We start from the raw sequence: 13,391 nt of genomic DNA on the forward strand, positions 1-13,391 counted from the left end.
GCCCGTCACATCCAGTCGCCGCGCCCGTCGACCGCGAGCAGCCGGTTCATCGTCTCCGGCGACCAGCTGGTCTCCTCGCCGGTCCGGACGGCGCGCCGGGTGCGCCCGCCGGGGCGTCCCGCGCGGGCGCCGGGGGACGAGCCGGGGAACAGGATCTGCGACGCCTCGCGGGCGGCGGTGACCACCAGCGGCGCGACGTTCTCCAGCGGCGCGCGGATGTCGCCGACCAGGGAGATCCCGGCGACCGGCCCCTCGGTGCCGCGGATCGCCGCGGCGACGCAGGCGATGCCGGGGTAGGACTCGCCGCGCTCGAACGCCAGGCCGCGGCGCTGCCGGATGCGGTGCAGCTCCTGGTGGAGCGTGCCGAGCTCGCCGATCGTGCGGCTGGTGAAGCGGCTGATGCCCGAGCCGAGCAGCGCGTCCACCTGCTCGGGCTCCAGCCACGCCAGCATCGACTTGCCGAGGGCCGTGCAGTGCGCCGGGGCGCGGCCGCCGACCCGCGACGGGACGGAGGTGGCGAGCCGCCCGCCGAGCTTGTCCAGGTAGAAGACCTCGGCGCCGTCCAGGACGGCCAGGTGCGCGACGAGCCCGGTGGTGACCTGCAGCTCGTGCAGCAGCGGCGCGGCGGCCTCGCGGATCTTGCCGTGCCCGCCGTCCTGCCCGCCGAGGCCGAGGGCGCGCTGGCCGAGCCCGTAGCCGAAGGAGTGGTGCGCGAGCCAGCGCTGCCGGACGAGCTGGTCCAGGATCCGGTGCGCGGTGGAGCGCGGCAGCCGGGTGCGGCGGGCGACGTCCTCCAGGGTCAGCCGGGCGGTCGGCCCGTTGAACGCGTCGAGGATCAGTGTCATCCGCTCGATCATCGACGGCGGCGACTCCCGGCGCGCGCAGCCCGGCTCCACGGCCTCCGACTGCATGGTCGCCGCCGACATGACCCGCCGCCGCGTCATGACCCCCGGCGCGGTCATGGCCTCCGAAGCGGTCATGGCCTCCGAAGCGGTCATGGCCTCCGAAGCGGTCATGGCCTCCGGCGTCGCTGCCTCCGGCATCGTGGCCTCGGTCATCGCACCTCCCAGAACATGACTGAAATGAATTCTTGTTCCTTCGAATGTAGCAACCGCTTGCTCCTGGTGGAAGAGGGGCAGTAAGAGCAGGTCAGCCGAACCCTGCGGCACCGGGACCGCGGCCCAGGTCGGGCCGGTCGCCGTGATAGAACGTTTTTCTGCAAACGAGGGGAGCAGCGATGCGTGTCGGGATCGTCACGCCGGTGGTGGCGCAGCCGCCCGGCCATGCCGCCTGGGAGCGCGACGCGGGCATCGAGGAGATCGCCCTCATCGCCGGGACCGCCGACCGGCTCGGCTACCACCACGTGACGTGCAGCGAGCACGTCGCCGTCCCGGCCGAGGCGGCCGAGCAGCGCGGCGGCGTCTACTGGGACCCGCTCGCGACCTTCGGCCACCTCGCCGCCCGCACGTCCCGGATCCGGCTCGCCACGCAGGTGCTCGTGCTCGGCTACCACCACCCGCTCGCCATCGCCAAGCGCTACGGCACGCTCGACCGGGTCAGCGGCGGCCGGCTCGTGCTCGGCCTCGGCGTCGGCAGCCTGGAGGAGGAGTTCGGCCTGCTCGGCGCGCCGTTCGCCGGCCGCGGCGCCCGCGCCGACGACGCGCTGGCCGCGCTCCGCGCGTCCCTGTCGCGGCGCGCGCCGGAGTACCGCGGCGAGCACTACGCCTACTCCGGGCTGGTCGTGGAACCGCACGCCGTCCAGGACCGCGTCCCGCTGTGGATCGGCGGCCGCTCGGGCCGCTCGCTGCGGCGCGCCCTGGACGCCGACGGCTGGGTCCCCTTCGGCCTGCCGCTGCGCACGCTCGCGGAGATGCTCGCGGACGCCGACGTGCCGCCCGGCTTCGACGTGGTCCTCGCGCCGTCGCGCCCCCTGGACCCGATCGGCGCGCCGGAGGCGTCCGGGACGGCGCTCGCCCGGCTGCGCGAGGCGGGCGCCACGATCGCCGGCGTCCGGATGGAGTCGGAGTCGGCGGGGCACTACTGCGAGCAGCTCGCCGCCCTGCGCGGGCTGGCCGCCGACTACGGCCTGGCCTTCGGGGAGGAGGCGTGAGCGTCGAAGCCCGCCTGGCAGCCCTCGAAGAGCGGCTGCGCGCCCTGGAGGACGAGCGGGAGATCACCCGGCTGATCCTCTCCTACGGCCCGCTGGTCGACGGCGGCTGCGCGGCCGAGGTCGCCGGGCTCTTCGAGCCGGACGGCGTCTACGACGTGGACGAGCTGATGATGACCGGGCATCCGGAGATCGAGGCGATGGTCCGCTCGGCGAACCACCAGCGGTGGATCTCCGGCGGCTGCGCGCACGTCGTCGGCCCGCCGCACGTCGCGGTCTCCGGCGACGAGGCCACCGCCGTCGGCTACACCCTCATGATCGTCAAACGGCCGGACGGCTTCGTGCTGCGCCGCGCCACCGCCAACCACTGGCGGCTGCGCCGCACCCCGTCCGGCTGGCGCGCCGTGACCCGCACCAACCGCGTCCTCGACGGCCGCGAGGAGTCTCCCGACCTGCTCGCCTCCCACTTCCCGGACGCCGTCCGGCACCGCTGAGGAGGGTGCCGCTCAGGGCGTGACGGCCATGGTGGCGAGGATCCTGCCGGCGAGGTCCGCGTCGCCCTCGGCGCGGACGGCGACGTCGCCCGCCGTGCAGCGTCCGGCGGCCAGCCGGACGTAGGTCTCCCAGTCCATGGCGATCCTCGCCGCCGGGGAGGCCGGGACGTCCGACCACGCGCCGCGGCCGTCGTCGCCGACGGTCACGCCGACCTCGAAGTCGGGCGGGCCGGAGATCGTGAGAACGGCGCTCCGGCCGGGCGCGCCCTCGGCCGCACGCGCCACGATGCGGGGCAGGGAACGGCTCAGCAGCTCCCAGAAGCACTGCGCCGCCGGGCCGTCGAGGTTGCCGGGACGGCCGACCGCGCGGCGGATGTCCTGCTCGTGGGTCCAGCAGTCCATGGCGCGGAACTTCATGAACCGCGTGTAGGGGCCCTCCCTGCCGTCCGGGCACATCAGGACGCGGTCGGGGTCCTCGCCGGCCACCTGCGCGAGGCGGCGTTCGAGCGCGTCCGCCAGCTCCGCCGCGACCTGCGGGCCGGGAACGGGCCGCCGCGCGTGCACCGCGATCTCGGTGTAGCGGGCGAAGTCATTGCGAAAGTGGTCGAACTCGGGCAGCTCGACGGGCGGGGCGGGATCACCGAGCAGGTCGCGCTCGACCCCGGCGAGGTGGGAGAGCTGGTCCTTGACCGTCCAGCCGGGGCACTCGGTCGGCCGGTCCCAGTCGCCGTCGCCCAACGTCTCGGCGAGCGCGAGCGTCGAGCGGACCGTCTGCTCGTACGCGGCGGTGTTGGCACGCATCTGCTCGTTCACGTCAGCCCCTCCGTCGGCGGCGTCACGCAGCTTACGGCCCGTCCCGGCCGAGGGGTCTGGCCGGGACGGGCCATCGGCGGGCTCAGGCGCCGAGGACACCGCCGATGACGGCGGCGTAGGCGGCCTCGCCCTGCGCGTTCGGGTGGAGTGGGGCGGCGGAGTGCACGGGGACGTAGCCCTCGACCCAGCGCTTGGACGCCGACTGGCAGGCGTCGTGGCCGGCGCTGGGGGTCACCAGGTCGATGTAGGTTCCGCCGTGCGCGGTCGTCTCCCGGCGGATCACGTCGTTCATGGCGTTCACGGAGCCCTGCAGGAAGTTGGCGTCCGTGGGGAGCACGGGCTGCACGGGCCAGCAGCCGTTCTGCTTGATGTAGAGGCCGTAGCCGGTGACGACGATCCGGGCCTTCGGGGAGCGGGCGCGGATGCCGTCCAGGACGGCGGACAGCTTCGGGCCGAAGTCGCGGGTGCGCTGGGCGACCTGATCCTCGAACTCGCCCTTGCACGGGGTGGCGGTGGGGTCGAGGGTGGCGCAGTCCTGGGCGATGCCGACGAGGCCGACGTCGTTGCCGCCGATGGTGAGGGTCACCAGCGTGGTGGACGCGGTGAGCGCGTCGAGCTGCGGCGGGACGGTCCCCGTGTCGACGCCGCCGACGCTGGTGCTCTGCGGCTGGGTCATGTGGGTGGTCTTGGCGCCGCTGCAGGTGACGTCCCGGAGGGCGGCGCCGAGCCGGGACGCCAGCTCGTGCGCGTAGTTGTGGGTGGAGCGCCCGCAGCCGACCGGGCCGGTGATGTTCGGGATGAGCGGGCCGGACGCCATCGAGTCGCCGAGCGCGACGTACTCCCCCGCGGCCGCCGCCGCGGGCACCGCCGTCCCGCCGAGGGCCGCCCCCGCCAGGACGATCGCGCCGACCGTGCCCCTGACGAATCGGCCCCTGACGACCCGGTCCCTGACGAATCGGTCCCTGACGCCCCGGCCTGCGGCGACTCGCGTGACGGCCCGGACGGTGGACGGGCGGCCGTTGAACAGACGCTTCATGAGCTGACTCCCGGCGTCATGGACGATGTCGCCGAGATCGTCCAGAATCTGGACACGCCGTTCAACTGGCGTGAAAACAGACTCTTCCGGGAGCCGTTGTGACGCGGGACAAGACGCCGGCGCTGCGGGTGGCGGGCCGGCCGATGGCGGCCCACCTGCGGGTCCGCGCGCCGCTGCTGACCCGCCGCGTGGTGGCGCGGCTGCTCGCCGAGCTGCCCGTCTACGCCGAACTGCCGCAGGAGGAGGTCGCCGGGGACATCGCCGGGATCGTCCAGCACAGCCTGCGGCAGTTCGCGGACGTCCTGGAGCGGCGCCGGCCGGCCGGCGCGGCCGACTTCGCCCGGCAGCGCGACTCGGCGGCGCTCCGGGCCGAGGAGGGCGTGCCGCTGGACGCGATCCTCGCCGCGTACCAGATCGGGGCGGCCATGGCCTGGGAGGAGCTGACCGGCGGGGCCGAGCCCGCCGACCTGCCCGCCTTCCAGGAGGCGCTCGGCTACTTCCTCGACTTCCAGCGGCTGCTGACCTCGGCCGTCAGCGCCGCCTACCTGGAGGTGCGGCAGATCCTGGACAGCCAGGAGCACGGCGGCCGGCACGCCCTGATGACCGCGCTGCTGGCGGGCGACACCGCGGGGCACCGCCCGGCGCCCCGGTACGCCGTCCTCACCCTGGCGTTCGGCCCGCATCCGGACGAGGCCGGCTCGGGCCAGCGTGCGCGGATCGCCGCCCGCCGCAAGATCCGCCGCGTCCGGACCGCGCTGGACGCCGTCGCCGACGAGCCGGCCCTCACCGCCCTGGACGCCTCGGGAGGGACGGCCCTGCTCCCCTTCTCCTCCTGCTGGGAGGCCCTGCACGACCTGGTCGCGGGCGCGGCGAAGGCGGCCGACATCGAGGTGACGGCCGCGGCTGAGATCACCGGCCCGGCGGGCGTTCCCGGCGCGGTCGCCCAGACCGCCGAGATCATGGATCTGGTCCGCCGGACGGGCCGCCCGCCCGGCCTGTACCGGCTCGCCGACGTCCTGCTGGACTACCAGCTGAGCCGCCCCAGCGGCGCGCTCGCCGCGCTCGCCGCCCTGCTGGCGCCGCTCGACCGCAAGCCGGACCTGCTGGGCACGCTGGAGCGCTACCTGGCGTTCGGCCTGGACCGCCGCGCGACCGGCGCGGCCCTGCACGTCCACCCGAACACGGTCGCCTACCGCATACGCCGCATCAGCGCCCTCACGGGACTGGACCCGGGCCGCCCCGGCGACCTCCCGTTGCTGAACGCCGCCCTGGTGGCCCGCCGCTCCCTGCGGTGAGCCGTCACCGGAGCAATGACCGGGAACCATGATTCCGTGATCATGATGATGCGTATATAAATGTATAAAGGTAACGTGATCTACCTGCGTTCGAGCCTCGCTGGGAGTTGATCGGTGTGACCGTGGGTGCGGCCCGGACGTCCACCGAAGACGAATGGCCGGCCACGCTGAGCGTCCAGACCCTTCTGGAGCAGGGGTGGCGACCGACTCCGTTCCGCGAGTTCGTACTGAAAATCCACAGCAGATGCAATCTGGCCTGCGACTACTGCTACATGTACGAGATGGCGGACCAGAGCTGGCGGCGCCAGCCGCGCCGCATGTCGCGCGGCACCCTGGACCGCACGGCCGCCCGCATCGCCGAGCACGCGCGCTCCAATGACCTGTCGCGGATCGGCGTCGTCCTGCACGGCGGAGAACCGCTACTCGCCGGTCCCGAGCACATCCGCTACGCGGTCGAGGCGGTCAATTCGGCCGTGGATTCTCGGACTTCGGTGAGTTTCCACTTGCAGACCAATGGCGTCCTCCTTGATTCGGTCTACCTGAAACTCTTCGACGAACTCGACATATTCGTGAGCGTCAGCCTGGACGGCGACGAGGACGACCACGACCGGCATCGCCGCCGCGCCGGCGGCAGGGGAAGCCACGGGGACGTCATGAGCGGGCTGGACCGGCTGACGGCACCCGCGTACCGGCGGCTGTTCAGCGGCCTGCTGAGCACGATCGACCTGCGCAACGACCCCGTCTCCACCTACGAGGCGCTCGTCGCCCACCGCCCCCCGGCCGTGGACTTCCTGCTTCCGCACGGCAACTGGGACACCCCGCCTCCGGGCCGGGGCGACGACGACGCGACGCCGTACGGCGACTGGCTCATCGCGATCTTCGAGCGCTGGTACCGCACCCCGGTGCGGGAGACCCGCGTCCGGCTGTTCAGCGAGATCATCCGGCTGCTGCTCGGTCGCCCCTCGCACAGCGAGTCGATCGGGCTGTCGCCGGTCGCGGTCGCCGTGGTGGAGACCGACGGCTCCATCGAGCAGGTCGACACGCTCAAGTCCGCCTACGACGGTGCGGCGCACACCGACCTGCACGTGGGCCGGGACACGTTCGACGCGGCCCTGATGCTCCCGGCGATGGCCGCGCGCCAGATCGGTCGCCGGGCGCTCGCCGACGCATGCACCGCCTGCCCCGTCCACCGCGTGTGCGGCGGCGGCCTCTACACCCACCGGTACCGCTCCGGCACCGGCTTCGCCAACCCGTCCGTCTACTGCCGCGACCTGTTCCACCTGGTCACCCATGTTCGGAACGCGGTCTCGCAGGACGTCGAGGCGTACAGGCGGAAGGCGTCGTCCTCCAAGGAGGGAGCCGGATGAGCCCGGGCGTCCACGGGATCCCCGAGAAGGTCTTCCTGGCGCTCGCCGCGGGCGAGGGCGGCCCCGCCGCGGTCGATCTCCTCCACAAGGCCCAGTACAGCAAACGCCTCCTGCTGCTACGAGGCGTGCGCGACGCGGGCGGGCCCCGGGCCGCCGAGGCCTACGACGTCCTCGGGCGCATGCAGGAGGGGGCCCCGCAGGCGGTCGAGGCCGTACTGCGGTATCCGACCGTCGGCGAATGGGCCAGACGCGTCCTCGCCGGCCCGTCCGGCGGGGAAGGCGGCGCCGTCCCGGCCGGCCTCGCGGCCCTCGCCGCCGGGGCGGCGGTCAAGGCGGGCCTTCCCGGCGAGATCGAGGTACCGGCACGCTCGGGGGCGATCGTCCTTCCCGGGCTGGGGCGTGCCCTCGTCCCCGGTCGGAGAAGCGCGCTCGTCCGGTCCGGACCGGGCGGGGCGGAGGTCGTCGCCGAGGATCTGCGGATCGGTCTGCCGGCCGACGTCCACCAGGACGCGCCCGGGTGGGAGCCCCTGCGGAGACTGACCGCCGAACACCGCGGCGCGCGCGCCGGCTTCCTCCTCGACGACCACGATCCGGATCGCGTGCCCGGAGCCGAGCGGCTCCCGCATCGCCTCCGCGACACCGAACTCGACCGCTGGCGGTCGACTCTGGCCGGCGCCTGGCGCATCCTGGTCGAGCACCACCCGGGCGTCGCGGAAGACGTCGCGTCCTTCGTCTCCGTCCTGACCCCGCTCGTCGCCCCGGCGCAGGGGCAGTCCAGCGCTACGCCCAGGCACGCCTTCGGCAGCATCGGCCTGTCCAGCCCGCCCGACGCCCGTTCTCTCGCGGTGACGCTGGCCCACGAGGTCCAGCACACCAAGCTCACCGGGCTCCTGGACGTGGTCCACCTCACCGAACCCGACGACGGCACCACCTACTACGCGCCCTGGCGAGACGATCCGAGACCCGTCGCGGGCCTCCTGCAAGGCGCCTACGCCCACCTCGGCATCGCCAGGTTCTGGCGGGACCAGCGCCGGCACGAGACGGGTGCGGCCGCCCTGGAGGCCGAGAGCGACTTCGCGCGCTGGCGCACTGCCACGGACCTCGTGATCCGCACCCTCGCCTCCAGCGGAAGGCTCACTCCCGAGGGCGAGGTGTTCGTCGGCGAGATGGGCCGGACCGTCCGGGCATGGCTGGACGAGCCCGTCCCCTCCGAGGCCCTGCGCCGCAGCGGCGAGGCCGCGGGCCGGCACCTGACCGCCTGGCGCCACCGCAATCCCGGGCGCCCCTCGCCCTCCGGCGCCGCCTAGATCGGTGGCGGGTCGAAGTCGCAGTCGAGGCTCCGCCACTCCCCCGCGACGGCCGCGTCCGGATGTTCCAGGCCGAGCGTCCTGGCGTAGGCGTTCATCGTCTCCTGGTGCAGCCTGTCCGCCTCTTCCTTGTCGCCGAACTCGCGCAGCGAGACCGCGAGGTTCGCGGCGCAGGCCAGGGTCATCGGGTGCTCGTCCCCGATCGTCGCGCGCAACCGCCGCAGCGTCCCCCGGCCGAGCCTGCACGACGACTCCGCCTCGCCGAGCGCGAGCAGGTCGCTGGCCAGGTTGGTGGCCACGGTGAGCGAGTAGTGGTGGTCGCGTCCGAGCTTGACCTCCAGCCCCGCCAGCGCCTTCTCGTTGAACGCCCGCGCGGACACCGCGTCACCGCACACGCGGTGCAGCAGCGCCAGGTTCCCGCCGCAGCCGTGGTTGTAGGGGTGCTCGGGCCCGTAGGCCTTCGGGTAACGGACGACGGTGTCGGCCGCCAGTTCCAGGGCCGACTTCAGGTCGCCGGCGCACCGCTGGCCGTTGGCCAGGCACATCGCCGCGGCCAGGGTGTCGGGGTGGTCCAGCCCGAACAGCCGCACGGAACGCGCGTTGACCTCCTGCGCCACCTCCAGGGCCCTGTCCAGCTCGCCCGCCCGCCGCAGCGCGATGGAGAGGTCCTTGGCCACTCGCAGCGTCAGCGGATGCTCGGCGCCCAGTTCGTCGACGCACTTGGCGTAGGCGTCCTCGCCCAGGTCGCACGCCTCGGCGTACTCGCCGCACAGGCGCACCGCGCGCGCCAGGCCCCCGAGGGCGTTGCTGACATTGACCGCCGTGCCCTGGGCGATGTCGCCGAACCTCAGGCAGACCGCCTCGTGAAGTTCCTTCGACTTGACGTACGCGCTGTTCAGCCCGTGGTCGAGCGCCAGGTTGTGCATCACCCGCAGCGTGTCGGCCGCCGACTCGCCGAACGACTCCATGTGCCGCTCCAGGGAGCGCAGGTCGTGGTCCCGGGCGTCCGCGAAGTCCCCGCGGGCCCGCAGGTCGGCACCGAGCGAGTTCAGCAGTTGCAGCGTCATCCGGTGCTTGGGGCCGACCAGGGCCTCCGTCCGCTCCATGGCCTTCAGGTTCGACTCGTAGGCGGCACCGTACTCCCCGAGGTCCCGCAGGATGTTGCCGAACTGGCGCTTGCCCTCCAGGAGATCGATGTCGTCCTCCCCGGAGTCGGCGGCCCACTGGTCGAGGAGCCGTTCGATCAGGTGCTGCGCGAACGCATAGTCGCCGGACAGCCGCAGGTAGCGCACGATGTTGAGGGCGAACTTGCGGACCTCGGGGTCGGTGCTCTCGGCGACGGAGGCGGGCTCCACATGGCCGATCAGCTCCGAGTAGCGCCGCCAGCTCGCCGGCGACTCCGCGTCCTCGGGGGGCGTCGCGGCCACCAGGAGCATGTGCACCTCGCTGCGGAAGCGCGCCTGTTCCGCCGGGCTCAGCTCATCGCGCAGCAGCGCCTGGATGAGCCGGTGCACCTGGACGGTGCGGCTCGGCGCGTCGATCTTCGCCAGCGCGTACCGGTTGACCTCCCCGAAGGCCCGCGCGAGCCGGATCGGGTTGCGCAGCAGCCCGGCCAGCGGCTGGCTGATCCCCGGCGGGGTGCGGGAGAACACCTCACGCGGGATCGGCTCGGGGCCGAAGAAGGCGCAGCAGCGCAGAAGCTCGACGGCTTCGGGCACCTTCTCCGCCAGGCTGTTCACCGACAACCGCCACGCCGCCGTCATCGAGACCGGGTACTCGGTCGGCTTTCCCTCGGCCAGCAGCTGGCTGGTGCACTCGTCGAGCAGGCGCAGGTACTCCGCGACGGACATGCCCGTCTCGGCCTGCAGCGCCCCGGCCTGCTCCAGGGCGAGCGGCAGGTCCCCGAGCTCGTGGGCGAGGCGCTTCGCGTCCTCCTCACCGATCGCGCGGGGGACGCGCTTGTTGAGGAACGCGACGCTCTCGTCGCGGGTGAACACGTTGACCTGGACGGTGTGGCCGACCCCCTCCCACCGCGGGTTGCGCGAGGTGACGAGGACGTGCCCCTGCCCCTGGCCCTGCGGCAGCAGGGCCTGGAGATCCTCCGGCTGGTCGGCGTTGTCGAAGATGAGCAGCCAGCGGCGGTACGGCTCTCCGCGGCGCAGCGCTTCGAGGACGTCGTTGGCCGCGTCCTCGACGCCCCGGGCGGTGGCGGAGGTCAGACCGAGCTTGGGGGCCAGGGCCGCCAGCGCCGGCCGCACCAGGGACGGCTGGTCGGCCGGGACCCACCACACCACGTCGTAGTCGACGGAGAACCGGTGCGCGAACTCCACCGCCATCTGGGTCTTGCCCACCCCGCCGAGCCCGTGCAGGGCGTGCGGCAGCACGGCCGTGACCTGGCCCGAGATACCCGCCTTCAGCTTGGTGAGCAGCTCTTCGCGTCCGGTGAAGTTCTTGTTCCGCGGCGGGATCTTCCCCCAGATCGCCGGGGCCGTCTCCGGGAACGACACGCGTCCACCTCCGCATTTCGCCGATCACCACATGACCAGATCGCTTCGCCGGCATGCGCACTTAGCTACCGTATTATCCCAATTCAGTCAGTGGCGGAATAGGTCACGCGTCACAGATCCGAACCGCGGCCGTTCCTGGCGGTCCCCTTTTCGGTCCGCCAGGTTCTCTCGTTCCTACTTACCAAAAAGCGGTGACCGGCGGCCGGCAGAGGCAATAGTCAAACCAGGATTCTTCTGGAATGATTGGAGTTAGCCGCCCATGCACAGACAATCCCGTACTGTGCGCCCGCCACCGCCAGGCGGCGCGACCCGCCCGAGGAGAACCCATGCCGCAGGAACCCGCTCTCCACGGCGAACTCATCGACGTGTCCGGGCTCTCGCTCCGCGAGCTCGACGGCCTGCTCGGCGAGTCGGCCATCGAACTGGCCCTGCGCGAGATCCTCGACCCCAACCGCGGAGAGATCGCCTCCGCCGGCTTCGAGAGCAAACTCGGCTGACCGTCCGGCCTCCGGCCCCCGCGGCGTCTGCCGGCGCGGGGACCGGCGCTCCACCCTGCCCCTGCCCCGGCATCGCGGGACGCGGAGCATTCCGCAGGCGACGGGCGGCCCGCCCGTGCCGCCGCCCCGCGGTGAGAGCGGGGGCACACCTCCGCACGGAGCCCCACGATCGGCATACGGTCGTTCAAGAGTCACACGAGACTCGCCGGCCGGAAGTCGTTTTTCGACAATCGACCGGTTTCTCTCCGCGATCTCCACTAGAGTCGGCCTGCGGCCCGGCACTATGGGCCGCAGGCTTTCTTCTCGGTATGAACGCGCCCGGAGCTTTTGACCGTTTTCCTTTAGTCGCTCATGCCGTCGAGCGGAAAGCCGTTCGGGCTGACGCACGCAGTGCCTTCGCCCGCTGACCGGCGGCCGGGTCGCACCTTGACCGAAACGGCCGCCATCGGTTCCGGGGAGGATGCAACAGGTGGCCGCTTCCGACGGCGCGAGCGGGTGCGCGTGAAACCACGGGCACCTATGCCACGGGATTTCACCTTCCTCTGGAGCGGATCGGCCGCCTCACAACTCGGCACCATGAACGCCGCCATCGCGATTCCGTTACTGGCGCTGTCCCTGACCGGTTCGCCGGTCTTCGCGGGCTGGGTGGCCGCGGCCGGAACATGCCCGCGGCTACTCCTCTACCTGCCCGCGGGCATGATCGCGGACCGCTTCGACCGTCGCCGCATCATGCTGACCTGCCAGTACACCCGGTTCGGCGTGGCGGTGCTGCTGGCCGTCGGTCTCGCCCTGCACTACCACCCCGGCCTGCTACTGGTCGCCGCGGCCGCGGCGGACGGCGCGCTGGCGGGCCTGTACGGCCTGGCCGAGGTCGCCGTCGTCAAGCGCGTCGTCAACTCCGACGAACTCCCCGAAGCGATGGCGAGGAACGAGGCCAGAAGCCATATCGCACTGCTCCTCGGCCGCCCCCTCGGCGGTTTTCTCTATGGCCTGGACAGAGCACTTCCGTTCGTTGCCGACGCCCTATCCTCCCTTTTCTCCGCCCTCACACTGCACTTCATGCGGGAGAAGAACTTCGCGCCCGAGGAACAGAAGAGTCCCGGACCCACGGATTTCGGCAAATGCCTTCGCTTCACACTGGGCCACCCGTTCCTGTGCATGGTGATCGGCGTCTGCGCGGTGACGAACTTCGCCTTCCAGATCATCTTTCTCAGGCTCGTGGTGCAGGCGGACCAGGAGTTCTCCTCCACTTCGATGATCGGCATTCTCTTCGCGGCGTCCGGGCTCGGGGGCACGCTCGGCGCCGTCGCGGCGTCCCGCCTCTCCCGGCGCTACCGCCTGGCCCAGGGCAACAGGCCGATGCGGCTGCTGTTCTGCTGCGTCTGGGGGTGGTTCGCGATGACCGCGATCGTGACGGCCTACGACAGTCCGCTGGCCGGGCTCGCCGCCTGGGGCGGGATCAGCTTCATCGGCGCGCACATGAACGTGGCGCTCACCGTCTACCAGGCGACATGGATCCCCGACGACATGCTGGCGCGCGTGGCCAGCATCAACAGCCTCGTCACGCAGAGCGCCGTCCCCCTGGGGTCGCTGTTCTCCGGCTACCTGCTCTCGCTGGTGACGAGCACGAGGATCGCGACCGGGACCGTCACGGCGATCACCCTGTGCGTCGCCGTGGTCAGCAGCTGTTACCTCTGGTCACTCAGAAGACGACGGAGCACCGGTTCCCACCAGACCCTCCGGGGCGCTCTCGCCGAGGTGGCCGGGCCGCCGCTGCGCCGGTGCTCCGCGGCGGCGCGGGCGATCCCGGGGCGGGTCCGGGCCACGACCCGATCCGCTGACTCCGCATCCGACACAGACCTATATGACAATTCCGCACCGCCGGAAATCCCCCAGGCGATCATTCCTCGCTGAAAGCGTACGATATGCCGCACCGATGGGGGTCCCGGTGCGGTTTGGGTGTCGGAG

The 13,391-nt window shown here is 72.3% G+C and carries 11 protein-coding genes; 7 read left to right on the forward strand and 4 right to left on the reverse strand.

Translation table 11 applies throughout. The features are described 5' to 3' along the window. Positions 1 to 5: 5 nt before the first annotated feature. Positions 6 to 1,058: an IclR family transcriptional regulator gene (locus CHC11_RS02465; RefSeq protein WP_245918663.1), complete on the reverse strand. Its 1,053-nt coding sequence runs from the start codon at positions 1,056 to 1,058 to the stop codon at positions 6 to 8. Positions 1,059 to 1,237: 179 nt separating this feature from the next. Between CHC11_RS02465 and CHC11_RS02470 the strand changes: the two genes are divergently transcribed. Together CHC11_RS02470 and CHC11_RS02475 are read left to right on the forward strand one after the other, a co-directional pair. Beyond that, complete coding sequence (locus tag CHC11_RS02470; protein ID WP_089309898.1) at positions 1,238 to 2,110, forward strand: TIGR03619 family F420-dependent LLM class oxidoreductase; 873 nt, start codon at positions 1,238 to 1,240, stop codon at positions 2,108 to 2,110. Then, entirely contained in the window at positions 2,107 to 2,601 is a 495-nt protein-coding gene (locus CHC11_RS02475; protein ID WP_089309899.1) for a nuclear transport factor 2 family protein, read from the forward strand. The genes CHC11_RS02470 and CHC11_RS02475 overlap by 4 nt, the downstream gene beginning before the upstream one ends. Positions 2,602 to 2,613: 12 nt before the next feature. Here CHC11_RS02475 and CHC11_RS02480 read toward each other — a convergent pair whose 3' ends face one another. Together CHC11_RS02480 and CHC11_RS02485 are read right to left on the reverse strand one after the other, a co-directional pair. Further along, a complete protein-coding gene (locus CHC11_RS02480; protein WP_089309900.1) occupies positions 2,614 to 3,414 on the reverse strand; it encodes a maleylpyruvate isomerase family mycothiol-dependent enzyme in 801 nt (266 codons plus the stop codon). A gap of 82 nt (positions 3,415 to 3,496) precedes the next feature. Next, positions 3,497 to 4,450 (reverse strand): SGNH/GDSL hydrolase family protein, encoded by a 954-nt coding sequence (locus tag CHC11_RS02485; RefSeq protein ID WP_089309901.1) that lies wholly within the window; start codon positions 4,448 to 4,450, stop codon positions 3,497 to 3,499. Positions 4,451 to 4,548: 98 nt separating this feature from the next. Here CHC11_RS02485 and CHC11_RS02490 point away from each other — a divergent pair, with 98 nt between their 5' ends. The 3 genes from CHC11_RS02490 to CHC11_RS02500 all read left to right on the forward strand — a co-directional run bounded on the left by CHC11_RS02490 (position 4,549) and on the right by CHC11_RS02500 (position 8,419). After that, positions 4,549 to 5,745 carry a PucR family transcriptional regulator gene (locus CHC11_RS02490; protein ID WP_245918664.1) on the forward strand — a complete coding sequence of 399 codons (1,197 nt, stop codon included), beginning with the start codon at positions 4,549 to 4,551 and terminating at the stop codon, positions 5,743 to 5,745. Between the two features lie 116 nt (positions 5,746 to 5,861). Then, positions 5,862 to 7,112: an FxsB family cyclophane-forming radical SAM/SPASM peptide maturase gene (locus tag CHC11_RS02495; protein ID WP_342749943.1), complete on the forward strand. Its 1,251-nt coding sequence runs from the start codon at positions 5,862 to 5,864 to the stop codon at positions 7,110 to 7,112. Beyond that, positions 7,109 to 8,419: an HEXXH motif domain-containing protein gene (locus tag CHC11_RS02500; protein WP_089309902.1), complete on the forward strand. Its 1,311-nt coding sequence runs from the start codon at positions 7,109 to 7,111 to the stop codon at positions 8,417 to 8,419. The genes CHC11_RS02495 and CHC11_RS02500 overlap by 4 nt, the downstream gene beginning before the upstream one ends. On the opposite strand, the gene fxsT is transcribed toward CHC11_RS02500, so the two are convergent. Next, positions 8,416 to 10,926 carry an FxSxx-COOH system tetratricopeptide repeat protein gene (gene fxsT / locus CHC11_RS02505; protein WP_245918665.1) on the reverse strand — a complete coding sequence of 837 codons (2,511 nt, stop codon included), beginning with the start codon at positions 10,924 to 10,926 and terminating at the stop codon, positions 8,416 to 8,418. The genes CHC11_RS02500 and fxsT overlap by 4 nt on opposite strands. 326 nt (positions 10,927 to 11,252) lie before the next feature. Here fxsT and CHC11_RS40015 point away from each other — a divergent pair, with 326 nt between their 5' ends. Together CHC11_RS40015 and CHC11_RS02510 are read left to right on the forward strand one after the other, a co-directional pair. Continuing rightward, a complete protein-coding gene (locus CHC11_RS40015) occupies positions 11,253 to 11,423 on the forward strand; it encodes an FXSXX-COOH protein (RefSeq protein WP_143226892.1) in 171 nt (56 codons plus the stop codon). A 426-nt stretch (positions 11,424 to 11,849) separates the two neighbouring features. After that, positions 11,850 to 13,337 carry an MFS transporter gene (locus CHC11_RS02510; RefSeq protein WP_179278647.1) on the forward strand — a complete coding sequence of 496 codons (1,488 nt, stop codon included), beginning with the start codon at positions 11,850 to 11,852 and terminating at the stop codon, positions 13,335 to 13,337. Positions 13,338 to 13,391 lie beyond the last annotated feature (54 nt).

The organism is Actinomadura mexicana (assembly GCF_900188105.1).
GTDB classification, from domain to species: domain Bacteria; phylum Actinomycetota; class Actinomycetes; order Streptosporangiales; family Streptosporangiaceae; genus Spirillospora; species Spirillospora mexicana.